Here is a 16,544-nt window from a genome sequence, read left to right on the forward strand (position 1 = left end):
TCCCTGACAGTTGGAGCAGCTTATGCCGCGGCTGTCTTCATGCAAATCATCCCTGTGTGTCTGCGATGTGATTCGCCCGTCAGGATACGGCCATGAGGCGCAGATCTCCCGCCACGGCGGCTGTATTTATGCTCACCAGGCGCTCTTTCATCAGCCATTCCGGGCGTACGCTGTCTAGAGTGTGGATCGGAACAATTCGCCCCTCACGTGCCGTCAGTGTGGACGCAGCCTGCTGTGCGAGCGGAGAGTCGGCTTCCATCAGCATGGTCGAACATTCCGGCAGCGCACCCGGATCAACGCGCTGGACCCAGTCTTTCAGTCCTGCCGAAAGACGCGACATCCATTCCACAGCATGGTCCGGTCCTAGAACCAGCGCAACGTTCCCCGTGCCCAATGCCATACCCACAGCTCTCAGAATCGCGGGCCAGCTATCTCCGGCGCACAGGACTGGCCCACCGGGTACAAGACTGTAGGTTTCTGTCTCGCCGGATGGAGCAGGCAGCGTCATCGTCAGCCCGACCATACCGTGCGAGATGTCCTGCCTTATGCGTCTGGCAGAAACCGCGTCCCGGCTTTCGAGAAAGGTCACAAGGCTTCGGGCCGCATGAGGGATCATGCTGGCTGTCGTAGCGCCTTTGGGTACGTGCCAGGGATTGACCTGCGCGCTCATGCGTCTCAGCGCAAAAGGACCGCCCATCTTGGGACCCGTACCTGACAGGCCATGCCCTCCGACGGGACGGGAGCCTGCCACGGCCCCCAGAAGTCCTCGGTTGACGTAAATATTTCCCGCAGTGCTACGCGCTACCGCACGGTCGATGGTGGAAGACAAACGGGATTGGATGCCGAAAGCCAGCCCATATCCCGTGGCGTTCACCGCATCAATCACCCCGTCGAGTTCGCTGCGGGCATAGCGGCGGATATGTAGGACCGGACCAAAAACTTCGTTGCTGATATCTGCAACGCGCCCGATTTCAATCAGGGTGGGAGCTACAAAATGCCCATGGCGGCAGGTTTCTCCCGGTTCAAGGCTCCATATCGGCCGACCTGCCCGCCGCATGCGATCAATATGGTCCTCGATTTCAGCCTGAGCCTCCGAGGAAATAACCGGTCCTATATCCGTTAGAAGACGCGCAGGATTGCCGATCGAGAGTTCGCGCATGGCACCGCGCAGCCTCTCCAGAAACGCGTCCGCACAGTCTTCCTGAACGAGTAGGATGCGGAGCGCTGCACAGTTCTGCCCGGAACTGTCGAACGCTGAGGAAATGATGTCGCGTATGGCCTGTTCGGGCAGGGCGGAACTGTCCACGAGCATCGCATTTTGCGCGCTCGTCTGCGTGATGAGTTGAACGGGCAGGCCGGTTCGTCCTACCCGCCCGAAAAGGCGGCGGGAGAGGTCTTTTGCGGCGGCTGTGGCGCCGGTGAACATGACTGCGTCCACACGCATGTCTTCCACAAGTGCGGTGCCCAGAGCTGCATCGCCGGGCAACATGTGCAGCGCTTCGGGAGGGACGCCCGCATCATGCAGGATCTGCGTCGCGCGGGCTGCGATCATAGGGGTTTGTTCGGCTGGTTTGGCAATGACGGCATTGCCTGCAGCCAGCGCGGAAGCAACCTGCCCCGTAAAGACGGAAAGCGGCGCGTTCCATGGGCTCAGACACGCCACAATCCCCAATGGCGCCACCTGCACGCGATGATCACGCCCTCGCAGACGCTCTGCATCATATCGCAGCAGATCGACCGCTTCCCGCAGCTCACGAACAGCGCTGGAGAGCGTTTTGCCTGCCTCACGGATCAAAAGAGCCAGAAGCTCAAAGCTTGCGGCTTCCATAAGGTCTGCAGTGCGATCCAGAACCCGGGTCCGCTGTTCGGGCGATTGCAGGGACCACGCCGTCAGGCCCTGTTCAGCAGAAAGCAGTGCTGCGGTGAGTGTCTCGCCATCTGCTTCCACAACTTCCGCAACACGATCATTGCGCTCCGCGGGGTTGTAGAGAATGCGCGGACGTCTTGTTGGGGCAGGCGCGTCCGGCGTTATTGGTTCCAGTCGATAGACGGGGCCAGCACGATCAATGGACGTTTCAAATGACCGCAGGGTTTGCTCGTCCGTAATGTCAAAGCCTGCTGAGTTCCGATGTCCTGGTTCAAACAGGTCTGAAGGAGCGCGAATGGATGGATTTGCACATTCGGATGCAGGGATTGCCCGCGCGGCCCTTACTGGATCGACAATCAGTGCTTCGACCGATACGGCCTGAGACGCAACCTGATTGATGAAAGAAGAGCTAGCACCATTTTCAACAAACCGGCGAAGAAGATAGCCAAGTAGTGTTTCGTAGGTGCCAACCGGCACATACACCCGGCAGGGTACGTCGAGGCCTGATGGACTCAGAACTTCCCGAGACAGTGTTTCCGCCATGCCATGCAGGCATTGGAATTCGTAGCGGCCAGCCTGAAAGGGGCCTGCGATTGTGTGGATATGTGCGATCGTCTGGGCGTTGTGCGTCGCGAACTGGGGATAGATTTCTGCTGGTGCGCTCAGCATGCGGCGGGCGCAGGCGAGATAGCTCAGATCCGTATGGCATTTGCGCGTAAAAACCGGGAAATCCAGCCCCTCCACCTGTGCACGCCGGATCTCGCGGTTCCAGTAGGCGCCCTTGACGAGCCTGACCATAATCCGCCGGTGCGTACGAGCGCCGATATCGATCAGGATATTCAGGAGTTCCGGTGCGCAGCGATTATAGGCCTGAAGTGCGAAGCCCAGACCATTCCAACCCTCCAGTTCCGGCAACGTGCATAGCGCCTCGAACACGTCGAGCGCGATATCCAGACGTTCGCTTTCTTCCGCATCGATCATGAGACCGATATCCAAATGCCGTGCGCGGATGGCCAGCCTCTGAAGGACAGGCAGGAGTTCGTCCATGATGCGCGCGCGTTTCGTGCGGCTGAAACGTGGATGCAGTCCCGAAAGCTTCAGGGACAGGCTGGGGCGCTCATGGATCGTTCCCGAAACACCGGCATGTTGCCCAAGTGCCTCAAGCGCCTGTTCACATCGCTCCAGAAAAGCTGAGGCATCCGTGGCCGTAAGGGCAGACTCTCCAAGCATGTCATAGGAAAAAGTAAATCCGCGTGCTGCCTGTTCCCGACTGGCCTTCAGGGCTGCGTGAATGTTTTCTCCGGGAACGAACTGGCTGCCCATTATGCGAATGGTGCGGTCCATCGCACGCCGGATCATGGGTGCGCTTGTCAGTGATGTCAGGCTCCGGAGACTGAAGCCCTTTGAAGCCGTCAGGCGCCCTGCCAGAGACATGCCTTTGGCAGCCGCATTGACCAGTAGTGATTTGTCGCGCCCGATGTTGCGTGCCCAGTCTCCTTTCCCGACCTGATCTCGGATCAGGGCATCCTGCGTGGCTGTGTCGGGAATACGTAGCAGGGCTTCAGCCAGTCGTAGCAGAGACTGACCTTCCGCAGAGCCGAGGGGAAATGCCTGCATCAGGCTCTCCAGCGCTCCGGGATCACGCTCGCGCATCTGAAGAGAAAGCCTGCGCGCGAGATCCGATACCTGCAGCGCCTGTTCGCCATCGGGTGTTGCGTCTGCCATCAGCGCTGCAACGCATTCCGCCTCCGGCCTGCAACGCGCTGCGGACAGAGCATCCCGCAGGGCTGAAGGCACCGGGCGTGAAAGCAGAAACTCGGAAAACACGTCGAGTGAGCGCGGTAGCGGCTTCGTCGTCGGGTGGGGCATGTTGTCCATCCAGTCCAGGCGAACAAAGCCTGTGGCGGCTTCGTAACTATGGGCGGTCTATCAATTTGGTGAGGGAAGTGAAGGGGTAAAAAGCCTTTTCTGCCTTTAGAGTTTCCTTAAGGAAGCTCAGGCAGTGTGGCGTGGAAAGGATACCCCATGCCCCATAGCCAGCTCGAAACGTCTCTTGAGCAGACCGCCTGCGCCGCTTCAGGGAGGAGAGAGGAACTCGAGAATGCGGAGTTGCTGTTTGGCAGCGGATTGCTCGACGAGGCGCGGAATTCTGCGTTAGCGGCCATGGAAGAGTTCCCGCTTCCTGCGTCTCTGATGTTGGGGCGGATTGCGCTTCGGTCGCAGAATTTTGTGGAGGCTGACTACTATTTCCGCAGGGCGCTCGAATGTGAGAATGCAGCCACAACACGCCTTTTCCTCGTTGCGGCATTGACGGGCGCGCGGCGCCCGCAAGAGGCGCTTTCGGAACTGTGTGTTGCTATTCGGGAACTGCCCGAAACTGCCCGAATGATGTTTCAGGTTGGCGGTCTGTATGAAGCTCTGGAACAATTCGAGGATGCCGAGGCTTTTTACGAGCGAAGCCTGAAAAAGCAGCCCGCTCCACGCGTGCAGCATCGTCTGGGAACGGTACTGCTGATGCAAAACCGTGTGGCAGACTCCATTGCCGTGTTTGAAAGCTTATGCAGAGCCGAGCCCGGGAACATCGATTATCGCATCGATCTGGGCACTGCATATGCGCGATCCGGCAATTTTGAAAATGCATTATCCTGTGCGCTGGAGGCAATTCGTGCGCGGCCTGAGGATGTTATGGCACTCAATAACGCGGGTTATGCGTTGCAGTGCCTTAACCGGAGCCAGGAGGCACTCCAGTTCTATGACCGGGCTGTGGTGGTTGACCCGGATTATGCGCCCGCCCGTTTTGGTAGAGCAGTGGCTCTTCTCAAAAATGGCGCCTTCGCAACAGGCTGGGCAGAGTATGACTGGCGATGGCTCCACGGTCAGAGCATGCGAACAGACCTCAAGGTTCCATTCTGGCATGGAGAGGATCTTACCGGCAAAACGATTCTTCTGCACTCGGAGCAGGGGTTTGGCGATACGCTCCAGTTCATTCGCCTTGCTCAGGATGTGGCAAGGCTTGGTGTCCGTGTATTGGCACACGTGCCCCCGGCTCTCGTCAGGCTGATGGAGAATGTTGAAGGGCTGGCTGGCGTATATGCGGCATGGGACGGAAGTGTTCCCATTGATTATCACTGTCCGTTGCTCAGTGTTCCTGCACGAATTGGCTTGATTCCCGCTAATTTTCCAGCCGCGCCATATCTGTCCGTTTGCCCGGAAATGCAGAAGGAATCTGGGGAAAAGCTCCGGCACACAGTGGCGGGGAAGGGAGATAAGCCAGATCTGATCGTAGGGCTGGTCTGGGCAGGCGACCCGCGCCCGCATGATAAGGCCGCTGCACACACTGATGGCCGTAGGAGTATGACGCTGGCGGATTTCGCACCGCTGGCCCGCGTTGAAGGCGTGCGTTTCGTCAGTTTCCAATTCGGGGTTGCCCGCGAACAGATTTCTACAGCACCCTTTCCCATTACGGACGCAATGGATGGCGTAACCGATTTTCTGGATACCGCTGCCTTGTTGTCCGGCATCGACCTTCTGATCAGTGTTGATACATCGATTGTGCACCTGGCTGGAGGGCTCGGTGTGCCGGTGTGGGTGCTATCGCGTGCAGATGGGTGCTGGCGCTGGGGGGAGAACGTCAGTACGACCCCGTGGTATCCTCAGACCCGTATCATCCGTCAGGAAAAAGCCCATGACTGGGCGCCAGTCATAGCGGAAGCTGCGGGTCTTTTGGGGCAGGTGGTAGACATCTATCGGACGACTCTGGCTGGGGTCGCGTGAAAATCAGGCCACCATCATCTCTGCAATTGTCCGGGCAATTTCTGCGATGATCGCATTCCCCGCATTTGCGGAGAGGGGGCTTCCAGTCAGATAGATCGAAAGGGCGAATGGCGTCTTTTCGGGAGGCATAATGAAAGCGATGTCGTTGATCGTTCCACGACTTCCCGTTCCAGTCTTGTCTCCGACTCTCCAACTCTTGGGAACACCAGCCCTGATCCGGGCATCGCCAGTCTGATTGGCAACCATCCATTCCAGCAGTGTCCGGCGCGATGCAGAGGAAAGCGCATCGCCGCTAAGAAGTTGTGTGAGATTGCGGCTCATAGCTTCGGGAGTTGTGGTGTCTCTTGGATCACCAGGAAGGGCTTCGTTGAGTGCTGGCTCCCAGCGATCCAGTCTGGTCACCGTGTCGCCGATACTGCGCGCAAAAGCTGTCACCATAGCTGGGCCACCCAGCACCCGAAGAAGCGCATTGGCGGCCGTGTTGTCGCTGTAGCTGACGGCTGCACTGCACATATCCCCCAGTGTCAGATCAGCCGTTCCAATGTGTGGCTGAGTGATGGGCGAATAGTGCATGAGATCCTGAGGGCGGATCAGGATCTTTCGACTCAGGCTCTCCCGTCCTCTGTCGACCCGTGCCAGAACGGCTGCGGACAACAGCGCCTTGCAGGTGCTGCACATCGGGAAGCGTTCCCCACCGCGATACGTGACAGCAGGTCTCGTTGTTCCTGAAAGATACGCACAGACGCCCAGCCTTCCCCCGCTTTTGCGTTCGATCCATGCCAGCTTGCGATGAACATCATCTTCGGCAGCTCTGAGCGTGGTTGGGAGAGAGGACAGCAGAATTCCCGCCGTTAACAGACGTCGTGTCATGTAAGGACGAGGCATGTTTTTATTCTTTTCACGAAAAGATCCGCGGGTGTTCTTATGTCTGCCCGCAGAGTGCTGTCGTTTGCAACAGATGTGAAAAGGTCATGCATGGGTGGTGGCTGGCCCAGGATTTGGATACGGGCCCTGAAAACAGAAAAACCGGGCCATCAAGCCCGGTTTTTCTGCTGGTATCTCAGAACTGACAGGTTTTAGCGCGGGGCCAGAACCATGATCATCTGGCGGTTCTCAAGACGGGGCATCTGCTCCACCTTCGCCTGCTCTTCCATCTCAAGCCGGATGCGTTCAAGCATCTTGATGCCAAGCTCCTGATGAGCCATTTCGCGGCCCTTGAAGCGCAGGGAAACCTTGACCTTGTCGCCGTCCTTCAGGAAGGACTGCATAGCCTTGAACTTCGTCTGGTAGTCATTTTCATTGGTGCTTGGACGCACCTTGACTTCCTTGATTTCGACGACCTTCTGCTTCTTGCGAGCTTCGTTCTTCTTCTTCTGCTGCTCGTACTTGAACTTGCCGTAATCAAGAATCTTGACAACAGGCGGTTCGGCCGTGGGGCTGATTTCAAGCAGGTCGAGACCTACCGAGAATGCACGTGCCAGAGCATCGCGTGTCGTCATGACACCGATCATCTCACCATCAGCGTCGATCAGACGTACCTGCGGTACACGGATATCCTCGTTGACGCGCGGTCCTTCGCGGGTCGGCGCGGCTTGTTGCATCGGCGGTCTAGCTATGGTCGGCTCCTGTCGTCAGTTTCGTCGGAAAACCAGCTCACCAGGCACCACATCCAACCTGCCAGAGCAGGACGGGACATGTGCGGAAGCCAATTCCGTTTTTCTGCACATAGTCCTGCCCATGCTCTGGTGCAAGGGGATTACGATCAAACCTGACGTGCGCGGGCGATATCAGGCGCCATAGCTTCGTTTGACAGTGTTTTTGTGGCGTCTTCGAGTGAAAGTACTTCCTGAGTCGCGCCCCCTAGACGACGCATGGCGACTTGTCTCAACTCCGCTTCGCGACGTCCCACCACCAGAATGACAGGAACACGCGCGAGGCTGTGTTCGCGGATCTTGGCATTGATCTTTTCGTTGCGAATGTCCGTCTCAACCTGAAGCCCGGCAGCCTTGAGAGCCTGCGTGACTTCGAGGGCGTATTCGGCGGCATCCGTCACGATGCTGGTAACCACAACCTGCGTCGGGGCCAGCCAGAGGGGGAACTTGCCCGCAAACTGTTCGATCAGAATGCCGATGAAACGTTCGAAACTACCCAGAATGGCGCGATGCAACATGACTGGACGATGGCGCTGGCTGTCCTCGCCGATATACGACGCGTCCAGACGTTCTGGCAGAACATAATCCACCTGAAGGGTTCCACACTGCCAGTCACGACCGATGGCGTCTGTCAGAACGAATTCCAGTTTGGGGCCGTAGAAGGCGCCTTCGCCGGGATTGTATTCATATGAGACGCCTGCCATTGCGCAGGCCTTCTTAAGCGAACCTTCCGCACGGTCCCAGACCTCATCGGAGCCTGCGCGTGCTTCCGGTCGATCGGAGAACTTGACCCGGAATTTATCGAACCCAAGATCGGCATAGACCTCTGCCAGCATCGACACAAACTTCGCGGTTTCATCCGCGATCTGATCGTCCGTGCAGAAAATATGCGCGTCATCCTGCGTGAAGCCTCGAACGCGCATGATGCCATGCAGTGAGCCCGAGGGCTCGTAGCGATGACAGGCGCCAAATTCGGCCATGCGTAGTGGAAGTTCGCGATAGGAGCGCAGGCCATGCCGGAAGATCTGCACGTGGCACGGGCAGTTCATCGGCTTGAGCGCGAGTGTCTTATCCTCGTCTTCTACAGTCGCGATGAACATGTGCTCGCGATATTTGTCCCAGTGGCCCGAGGCTTCCCACAAGGCGCGGTCAACAAGTTGCGGCGTGCGGACTTCCTGATAGTCGTTCCGCTCCTGGGCGCGGCGCATGTAATCCTGCAGAACCGTGTACAGGCGCCAGCCTTTGGAGTGCCAGAAAATTTGGCCGACCGCCTCTTCCTGAATGTGGAAGAGATCCATCTCGCGGCCGATACGGCGATGATCGCGCTTCTCGGCTTCCTCAAGGCGCAGGAGATGGGCGTCCAGCTCCTTCTTGTCGCGCCATGCGGTGCCATAGATGCGGGTCAGCATGGGGTTGCGGTGATCTCCGCGCCAGTATGCACCAGCGACACGCATCAGTTTGAAGGCCGTTCCAACGTCCGCTGTGCCGCGTAGATGCGGGCCGCGGCACAGGTCGAGCCATTCGCCCTGGCGGTAAATCGAGATCTGCTCGGTTTCCGGAAGGTCGCGGATCAGTTCGGCTTTGAAATTCTCGCCACGCTCTTCGAAAAAAGCAATGGCATCGTCGCGGTCCCAGACTTCGCGCACGAAAGGCGCATTGGCCGCAACGATCTCGCGCATCTTTTCTTCGATGGCTGGAAAGTCTTCCGGAGTGAACGGCTTTTCACGGGAGAAATCGTAATAAAAACCGTCTTTGATGCTTGGCCCGATCGTGACCTGCGTCTCTGGCCACAGAGCCTGCACGGCCTCTGCCAGAACGTGCGCTGCGTCATGACGAATCATCTCGAGCGAATCTTCGTCCTTGCGCGTGACGAATTTTACGCCTGCATCAGCGGCAATTTCAGTCCCTAGATCGACCAGCTTGCCGTCCACTTCCATGGCGAGGGCGGCTTTTGCCAGCCCCGGGCCAATCGAGGCTGCGATGGTCGTGCCCGTCACAGCCCCGTCGAACGTGCGGACGCTACCGTCGGGTAAGGTGATGGCGGGCATGGAGATCGCTCCTCTGCGAGTGGCTTCCGTCAGACCTCTGACGGAGAAATGGAACGCGTAAATGCCCTCAAGCGTGCTCGACCTGCAAGTGCCAGCAACACAAAAGAGCGTATCGTTACGCTGTTTTCAGGCTTGATCGGGCGTCTGGATGACAAGTGCCGCAATATTCTGGGCGTTTGGTTGTCGCCCTTCACGCCAGCCAGCATCCATGAAATGAATGATCGGCCAGATGCCATAATACGCATCCCGCACGACGTCCGCGTTGCTGTAAGCATAAAAAAGCGGATCAAACAGAACGTATTCGTGCTGTCGTCCCTCATGGCGTGTGCGATGCGCCAGAAAGCCCGCAGCGACCGTAACGGGTGGTCGGGGCACCATATTTGTTCCAAGCAGCAATGCCGGGTCGATACCAAGCTCCGTGAGGCGATGGTCAATCATCGGGGCGTAGATATCGGGTGTGTCTCGATACGAGCGCAGGAAATCTTCATAGCTCGCCAGGAAATAATAGCGAAGGTGATAGCTTTCCTTGCTGCTGCCAGCCTCCGGGGAGGCTGGCAGCCCTGAAAATGCATCTGGAAGATGGGCCAGCTTCTGACGCGCGAAACTGCGGATATCTTCGTAATCTGGTCTGTTATGCAGGTGGATATAGACAAAAGGCGTCCGAACGCAGCGATCGGCATGGACGGTTCCGGGTGCATGCAGGCCACGATCGAGGCTTACGATCGTGTTTGCGCGGAAAAGGGCACGCGGCACAGATTGCGGGCGGTAATATCCAGGAGCCTCAGGAACATTCAGCAGGAGCCTGTCCGTTATGAGGGTCGCTTCTTCATTCTCGAGGGTTGCAAACTGCGCCAGAATTTCTGCTGGATTGACCGAAAGACGGTCCAGGCACAGGGCAAGAAGCTCGTCACAATCCATGGGTAAAGAAAAATCGCAGAGATTTTGCTTATCCCAGCCGCGGATCAGATCTGCCATGATCTCACCCTTGCGCAGAAAATCGCTGTGCTCCGTATATTCGCGAACAACCTGAACACCTTTTTTTTCATAGGCTTTCAGGATTTTCAGGACGTGTCTGTCTGTTGAGCCGTTGTCGATGACTGTCAGGTTGGTGAGACCGAAAATGGCCCCGTGCCAGAGAATCCAAGGTTCAAGGAGCGTGGCTTCGTTTTTCTGCATCGTCACGCAACGGACCACGGTCATGCTGGCAGCAGAGCCTCCACGCGCGACGCTGGCAGAAGCGCCAGATCAGCGACAATCAGCGAATTCGTCTTTTGAGGAGAAATGGTTAGCGGCGCCGTGAGGCGTGGGTCGCTGTCACCAGAAAAAAGCGTCAGGCAAGGGGTATCCATCGCCGCAGCAAGGTGCATCGGGCCGGTATCATTGCCAATCACAATCTCCGCATGCCCCAGGACCCCGGCGAGGTCGGGGAGGGATGTTTTGCCTGTGAGGTCTATGCTGCCTCGGCAGGCGGCGTGAATATCCTGACCAAGTGGGATGTCCGTGTCTCCACCGACGATGACGGGTGTGATTCCGCGGTCTGCCAATGCTGATGCAATGTCTGCAAAACGGGAGACAGGCCAGCGCTTGCGGGGGCGGTGAGGTGCGGCGCCCGGGACGAGAACCGCATACCGGCCGTTGATATGAGGGCCACGCGTTTTGAGCCACGCTGGCACTTCACGGGCAATCGGTGTGATGCCCGCGCTGCGAAGCTGGTCATCCAGCCTTGCCAAAGTGTGCATGTCGTTGCGTGAAGGGTTCGCGTGGGGGTGGCTGCAGCCTTTGGAAATTCCGCACCATGATCCTGCGTCAGAAAGCTTGAAATAGCTTTTTGAGCGCCCCGATGTCTGAAGGTCGAACACCTGATCGAAGCCGCGAAGATTGCGCGAAAGCCGCAGAAGACCGAGAGGATTGCGGAGCGAAGGGCGCTCATCCGTCACGACATTATCGAACCACGGAGTTTCCTGAGCGAAAGCCACAAAAGGCGCTGTCGTGAGGAGTGTGATGGACGCATGGGGGTTCGCTGCGCGAATGGAGGCGAACGCGCCGAAAGCCTGAACGAAGTCGCCCAGTGCGCCGAGCTTGATGACGAGGATGCGGGTCATGATACCCGCTTTCTAACAGGGTCCACCGAAACGCCAACCGTCAAAGAGGGTTGGTGATTCGGCATGACCCCGCGACGGCCTCTATCAGGCCGTTGTATCAAGGCCAGCAGAAGCCTTGCTGGCAGAAGCGTCGGGCGCGCCCTTGGCGACAACGACCATGGCAGGCTTCAGCAGGCGGTCCTTGAGTTTCCATGCTGGCGTCCATGCCTGCATGACATGACCAGGAGTGTGCTGGTCAGAAGGCTGCTCGGCCATCGCCTGATGCAGGTTTGCATCGAAAGGCTTGCCGGTCGGGTCTTCGCAGGTGATGCCGTGGCGTTCGAGAATGCCAAGGAAGGAGCGTTCCGTGCCCTGAAGACCTTCACGCAGCTTGGTGATGAGTGTGTCTTCGGAATCCGTATGCGCAGGAAGAGACGCGATTCCGCGCTGCAGGTTTTCTGCTGCTTCCACCACGTCGCGTGCGAATTTCTGCACCGAATACTGGCGGGCATCTTCCACTTCGCGCTTGGCGCGTGTGCGGATGTTCTGGTTTTCCGCTTCTGAGCGAACCCAGCGATCCTTGACCTCGGCCAGTTCCTCTTCGAGGGCGGCGATACGGGCCTCAGGCGTGGTTTCTTCGAGAGTATCGTTGGACGTTTCGTTCATGCCGGGAGTCTCGACGCCCGCGTGAGGCGCGTCGTAGGGCGTTTCCGGCGTGGTGTTCTGGTCTGTCATGTCACGACCTTTTTCTATGGGGCGGGCCATCGTGCGGCCCCGCACTTCTTCACGACATAGCGACGATTGTGACGAAGACAAGGGTTGCATGTGTGTACGATGTCATTGAAATGCCCATTTTCCGCCACGGTGCGTGTTACGTTATAGAGATATGACGCACCAGATTTCAGAAGACGGACCCCTTATGGAGACGCCCCGCACCCCTTACGTGCCGCCTGCAACGCAGGCGCCAGCCGCACCGGCTCCTGCTGCAGCGCCGATTATCGCGCTGGTGGATGACGACCGGAACATTCTTGCTTCCGTCCAGATGACGCTCGAATCCGAAGGCTTCGTCGTTCACACCTATACGGATGGAGAAAGCGCGCTTCAGGGAATCACCACACGGCCGGTCAGTCTGGCAGTGCTTGACGTAAAAATGCCACGCATGGACGGCATGGAGCTGCTCCAGCGCCTTCGGGCACGCTCGACCCTGCCGGTGATTTTCCTGACTTCCAAGGACGAGGAACTTGATCAGCTCATGGGGTTGCGTCTCGGCGCGGATGACTACATCACCAAGCCATTCTCCCAGCGTCTGCTGATCGAGCGTATCCGTGCATTGCTGCGTCGACAGGATGCAAGCCGCGCAGAGGCGACGGGTGCTGTGGCGCTTGGTTCGGCAATCGTCCGAGGCAAGCTTTCACTCGACGAGACACGCCATCAGTGCCTGTGGGACGGTCGCGATATTGCGTTGACCGTCACGGAATTCCTGTTGGTCAAGGCGCTGGCCCTGCGTCCGGGAATGGTGAAATCGCGCGATCAGCTCATTGATACGGCGTATGGCGACAATATTTATGTCGATGATCGCACGATCGACAGCCACATCAAGCGCGTCCGCAAGAAATTCCGTCAGATTGATGACAGCTTCAACCAGATCGAGACGCTGTATGGAATCGGTTACCGCTACAAGGATGAGTAATCAGGGGTGAGATGTTTCGTCTGCGCCCGTAGAGGTATTGCCACGCATGGCTGATCGCCCGCCTTCTCCGGTGCCCGCATTGCATGTTTCGCCTGAAGAGGCGCGTCAGCATCGCCATATACGGCGCCGAGCCGGGTTCCTGCGGCTTTGGCTGGCGCCTCTGCTGCGTGCCATTCAGAGGCGTGGTCAGCGCTTTCCAAAAGCGTCCGTGGCATTCTCCCGGGAGCGCCTGCTCTCACCATTGCTGATCCGAATCCTGTTGCTGAATGCGCTCCCTCTCGCGCTTCTTGCGGTGACGCTGCTGTTTCTGAACCAGTTTCAGAACAGTCTTCTCGAAACGGACGTCAATACGCTCCGTGAGCAGGCACATATCTATGCGGGCGCACTTGGGCAGTCTGCCGTGCGCGAGGCGCCAAAAACGGCAGGGCATTCTCTGCCGGGCGATGATCTGATGCTGGATACGGCTCTGGCCCGGCGCCTGCTGATGAGCCTGACGGAGCCAAGTCCGAACGCCCATGCCCGCCTCTTCGATCCTGACGGAAAGCTTGTCGCCGATAGCCGGGGCCTTCCTCACCACGTTCATGGCGCGTCGGACGTGCAGGCTGTCGCACCCAACGATCCGATTGATGCAGACGGGGCGTGGCACCCCCCGCGTAACAACGTGTTGGAGACGTTCTACGACTGGTTGCTCTCGTTGCTGCCTCTGGCGTCGAGCGGCGATATATCTACTCTGGATACGCCAGTTTCCGATGCTGATGGCCCTAATGATGCCCAGCCCCTGAAAGCACAGTCCGAGCTTCCCCCGTTCATTCGGCGAACTGCGGACAGGCAATTGGTCATTACGGTCGTGGAGCCCGTCATTCACGATGGACAGACGGTTGGAGAAATCCAGCTGACGCGTCATGCTCCTGAAGTGGACCGCTCGCTGTTTGCCGTGCGGTCATCCATTTTGTCGTTGGTGCTGGTCGCGTTGTCCGTGACGGTTCTGCTGTCATGGTATCTTTCGCTCACGATTGCGCGCCCATTGCTGACCCTCGCACGGGCGTCACACGACATGAGTGCGTCTGATAGCGGGCGGACGGATCTCGTGCCGGAGCGTTTGCTGGCCAGACGCGATGAAATCGGCGGCCTTGCACGTGCGCTTCGTGGGAGTGCGCTCGCTCTGTGGGCACGCATGGATGATATCGAGCGTTTTGCCGCAGATGTCAGTCACGAGATTAAAAACCCGCTTTCCTCGATCCGCTCAGCTATCGAAACTTTGCCGCGGATTGAGAACATCGAACGCAGGGACCGGCTCCTGGGGATTATCGGGAGCGATGTGAGGCGGCTGGATCGTCTTATCAGCGATATTTCCGATGCAAGCCGCATTGATGCGGAGCTGTCACGTGCGCGGCCGGAGCCTGTGGCTGTGGTTGCTCTGCTTTCGATCCTTGCTGAAATGCATCAGACCACACGCAAGCCCGAAGATCCCATTCTGCGCATGGATGTACGCGAACAGACTCCTCCGCTCCGTGCTCTGGCTGTTGAGGACCGGCTTGTTCAGGTGCTACGAAATCTGATCGGCAACGCCGTGTCGTTCTCTCCTGAAAAGGGTGTGATTGCGCTGCATGCGAGTGCCCGAGAGGTTGCGGGGAGCGGGCCGGGAACGGGAAGTGTTGTCGAAATCACGATTAGCGATCAGGGGCCGGGCATTCCGCCCGGCAAACTAGAGAGCATTTTCGACCGTTTTTATTCAGAGCGGCCGCACACTGAGAATTTCGGGCAGCACTCGGGGCTGGGTCTTGCCATCAGCAGGCAGATTATCAGCGCACTTCGTGGGAATTTGTTTGCCGAAAACATCATGGATGCTTCTGGCGTGATCAAAGGTGCCTGTTTTGTTGTTCGCCTGCCGCGCGCGCCCTGAACGAAGATCTACGCCTGTTCCGTGCTCTACGCCCCGGCTTTGAAACGATCTGACAACTAGGGTGTCCTGCGGTGGGGGCGTATTTTCAAGAAAAAGAAGCGTCGAGACAAAGGGGATTGCGAGCACCAGAACGGCAAGTGGTCTTATGGTCATGGCGCTTTCTCCCTTCTTCAGGCGTGTGGTGTGGTGACGGATGCAATGCGGGTCTGCTGCGCTTCCTGCTTCACGCGGGCCAACCTCCGAAGTTTCGCCAGATCATGGCGTGCGTTTGCTTCGCTGTCTTCCTGGCATTCCGTGAAAGCCGTCGAAAATGCATCGCTGTTCTGGGTAAGGCTGCTGCAGACAGATTCTGCGGCTTTCTGCACGCGCTGCTTGGCTTCATTCCAATCCGTGTCACGGGTGAGGTCCAGGCCGTCAAGTTTAACGGTGCTGCTCAGCGTGTTTGGAAAAGGGGTGATGCTCGCCCGGGCATTGTTTAAGGGAACGGCGAATACGGCAAGTAGCGCTGCGGAAAGAATTGAAAGACGGATCATGGCACGAAAACTCCTGCGGAAAACTGACGCTCATGGCGTCCAAATTTCTCTATGCAGGTCTCGTGCCAAACCTTATTGAGCGCCAAAAAATATTCAGAAAATTCGCCATGAAGCTAAAATAATCTCCATTTTGGCTTTCTAGAGCATTTAATGGTCAATTTTTTCAAAATGGATGTGGGGAAGCAATCAGACTCAGGGCGATACGTTGATCGGGATGAGGAAATTTCTGCACGATACGGAGCGTCAGAGCTGGATGTGCGGGAGCGAGCGCTTCGTGAAGCGTGTTCTGGCACTGTGCAAAATCGTCGCCACTGCGGAGCATTGCCGCAATATGGCGTGTGTGTTGCAGTGTAAGGCTGTGATCCGCGAGGGCAGTGGTCAGCGCCTGCAATGCGACCCTGCATTCGTCACTAAGGCGCTGGGGGCGGTCCCCGACTGGCCCCATGCCGTTGAAATCTATGCAGGTCACTTCGTCACCGTGGACGGTGACGTTTTCGTTCGTGGAGAAAGTGCCCAATGGTTCAGGTTCCCGGTCCGCCTTGCGGGCGTCATAACCCTGCTGTCGGAGCACTGCAATCCATCCATGCGTCGTGTGTTGCGCTCGACGGCTTTGCGATTCTGTTCACCGGGCCTTCCGGTGCGGGGAAATCAGACCTTGCTCTGCGCATGATTGATGCGGGATTCGTGCTGCTCGCAGATGACCGGGTTGAGCTTGATCACGCATTCGCTACCGCTCCTGAAAATCTTCGCGGGCTGCTTGAGGTCCGGGGTGTTGGTATTCTGCGTCTGCCGTTTGTGGAACGGGCAGAAATTCTGCTCCATGTCGGACTCGGTGCTTCTGATAGCAGGCTCCCCGAGTCCCGCCGTGATCCTCTGACGGGTGCTGTAAGTCTGAGGCTGGAGGCATCGCATCCGGCGGCTGTAGCCCGGATAAGGGCAGCGTTTCTTGCGTGTCGGGGTGTTTACGGATGGCATGCCGGGGTCGGCGATAGCTGA

General features: G+C 57.9%; 13 protein-coding genes. 4 read left to right on the forward strand and 9 right to left on the reverse strand.

Features of this window, described 5'->3' with window-relative positions; genetic code table 11:
• Window positions 1-79: 79 nt before the first annotated feature.
• The gene (putA, locus tag GWA01_RS08410) at window positions 80-3,736 is read right to left on the reverse strand and encodes a bifunctional proline dehydrogenase/L-glutamate gamma-semialdehyde dehydrogenase PutA (RefSeq protein WP_146796300.1); all 3,657 of its coding nucleotides are present in this window, start codon (window positions 3,734-3,736) and stop codon (window positions 80-82) included.
• A 156-nt stretch (window positions 3,737-3,892) separates the two neighbouring features.
• On the opposite strand from putA, the gene GWA01_RS08415 reads away from it, so the two are divergent.
• Window positions 3,893-5,641, forward strand: coding sequence for a tetratricopeptide repeat protein (locus tag GWA01_RS08415; RefSeq protein ID WP_228118512.1), 1,749 nt, complete (start codon window positions 3,893-3,895; stop codon window positions 5,639-5,641).
• 3 nt (window positions 5,642-5,644) lie between these two features.
• Here the strand turns inward: GWA01_RS08415 and bla are convergent, their stop codons facing one another.
• From bla to GWA01_RS08445, 6 genes are all read right to left on the reverse strand, one after another.
• Window positions 5,645-6,526, reverse strand: a complete 882-nt coding sequence (gene bla, locus GWA01_RS08420; RefSeq protein ID WP_146796303.1) for a class A beta-lactamase — start codon at window positions 6,524-6,526, stop codon at window positions 5,645-5,647.
• 191 nt (window positions 6,527-6,717) lie between these two features.
• Window positions 6,718-7,242, reverse strand: coding sequence for a translation initiation factor IF-3 (gene infC, locus GWA01_RS08425; protein ID WP_146796306.1), 525 nt, complete (start codon window positions 7,240-7,242; stop codon window positions 6,718-6,720).
• A gap of 161 nt (window positions 7,243-7,403) precedes the next feature.
• Window positions 7,404-9,341: a threonine--tRNA ligase gene (gene thrS / locus GWA01_RS08430; protein WP_146796309.1), complete on the reverse strand. Its 1,938-nt coding sequence runs from the start codon at window positions 9,339-9,341 to the stop codon at window positions 7,404-7,406.
• Window positions 9,342-9,467: 126 nt separating this feature from the next.
• The gene (locus tag GWA01_RS08435; RefSeq protein WP_146796312.1) at window positions 9,468-10,541 is read right to left on the reverse strand and encodes a glycosyltransferase family 2 protein; all 1,074 of its coding nucleotides are present in this window, start codon (window positions 10,539-10,541) and stop codon (window positions 9,468-9,470) included.
• Entirely contained in the window at window positions 10,538-11,443 is a 906-nt protein-coding gene (locus GWA01_RS08440; RefSeq protein WP_146796316.1) for a glycosyltransferase family 9 protein, read from the reverse strand. The genes GWA01_RS08435 and GWA01_RS08440 overlap by 4 nt, the downstream gene beginning before the upstream one ends.
• 84 nt (window positions 11,444-11,527) lie before the next feature.
• Window positions 11,528-12,157: a nucleotide exchange factor GrpE gene (locus GWA01_RS08445; RefSeq protein WP_146797685.1), complete on the reverse strand. Its 630-nt coding sequence runs from the start codon at window positions 12,155-12,157 to the stop codon at window positions 11,528-11,530.
• 184 nt (window positions 12,158-12,341) lie between these two features.
• Between GWA01_RS08445 and GWA01_RS08450 the strand changes: the two genes are divergently transcribed.
• Window positions 12,342-13,112 carry a response regulator transcription factor gene (locus GWA01_RS08450; RefSeq protein ID WP_146797690.1) on the forward strand — a complete coding sequence of 257 codons (771 nt, stop codon included), beginning with the start codon at window positions 12,342-12,344 and terminating at the stop codon, window positions 13,110-13,112.
• Window positions 13,113-13,158: 46 nt separating this feature from the next.
• Entirely contained in the window at window positions 13,159-15,015 is a 1,857-nt protein-coding gene (locus GWA01_RS08455; protein ID WP_146796319.1) for a stimulus-sensing domain-containing protein, read from the forward strand.
• A 170-nt stretch (window positions 15,016-15,185) separates the two neighbouring features.
• On the opposite strand, the gene GWA01_RS08460 is transcribed toward GWA01_RS08455, so the two are convergent.
• On the reverse strand, window positions 15,186-15,548 hold the full coding sequence (locus GWA01_RS08460) for a UrcA family protein (RefSeq protein ID WP_146796322.1): 363 nt from the start codon (window positions 15,546-15,548) through the stop codon (window positions 15,186-15,188).
• Window positions 15,549-15,711: 163 nt separating this feature from the next.
• Window positions 15,712-16,065 carry an endoribonuclease L-PSP gene (locus GWA01_RS08465; RefSeq protein WP_146796325.1) on the reverse strand — a complete coding sequence of 118 codons (354 nt, stop codon included), beginning with the start codon at window positions 16,063-16,065 and terminating at the stop codon, window positions 15,712-15,714.
• Here GWA01_RS08465 and GWA01_RS08470 point away from each other — a divergent pair.
• Entirely contained in the window at window positions 16,065-16,544 is a 480-nt protein-coding gene (locus GWA01_RS08470; RefSeq protein ID WP_146796328.1) for an HPr kinase/phosphorylase, read from the forward strand. The genes GWA01_RS08465 and GWA01_RS08470 overlap by 1 nt on opposite strands.

Origin of the sequence: Gluconobacter wancherniae NBRC 103581 (genome assembly GCF_007988885.1) — a bacterium.
Classification (GTDB): domain Bacteria; phylum Pseudomonadota; class Alphaproteobacteria; order Acetobacterales; family Acetobacteraceae; genus Gluconobacter; species Gluconobacter wancherniae.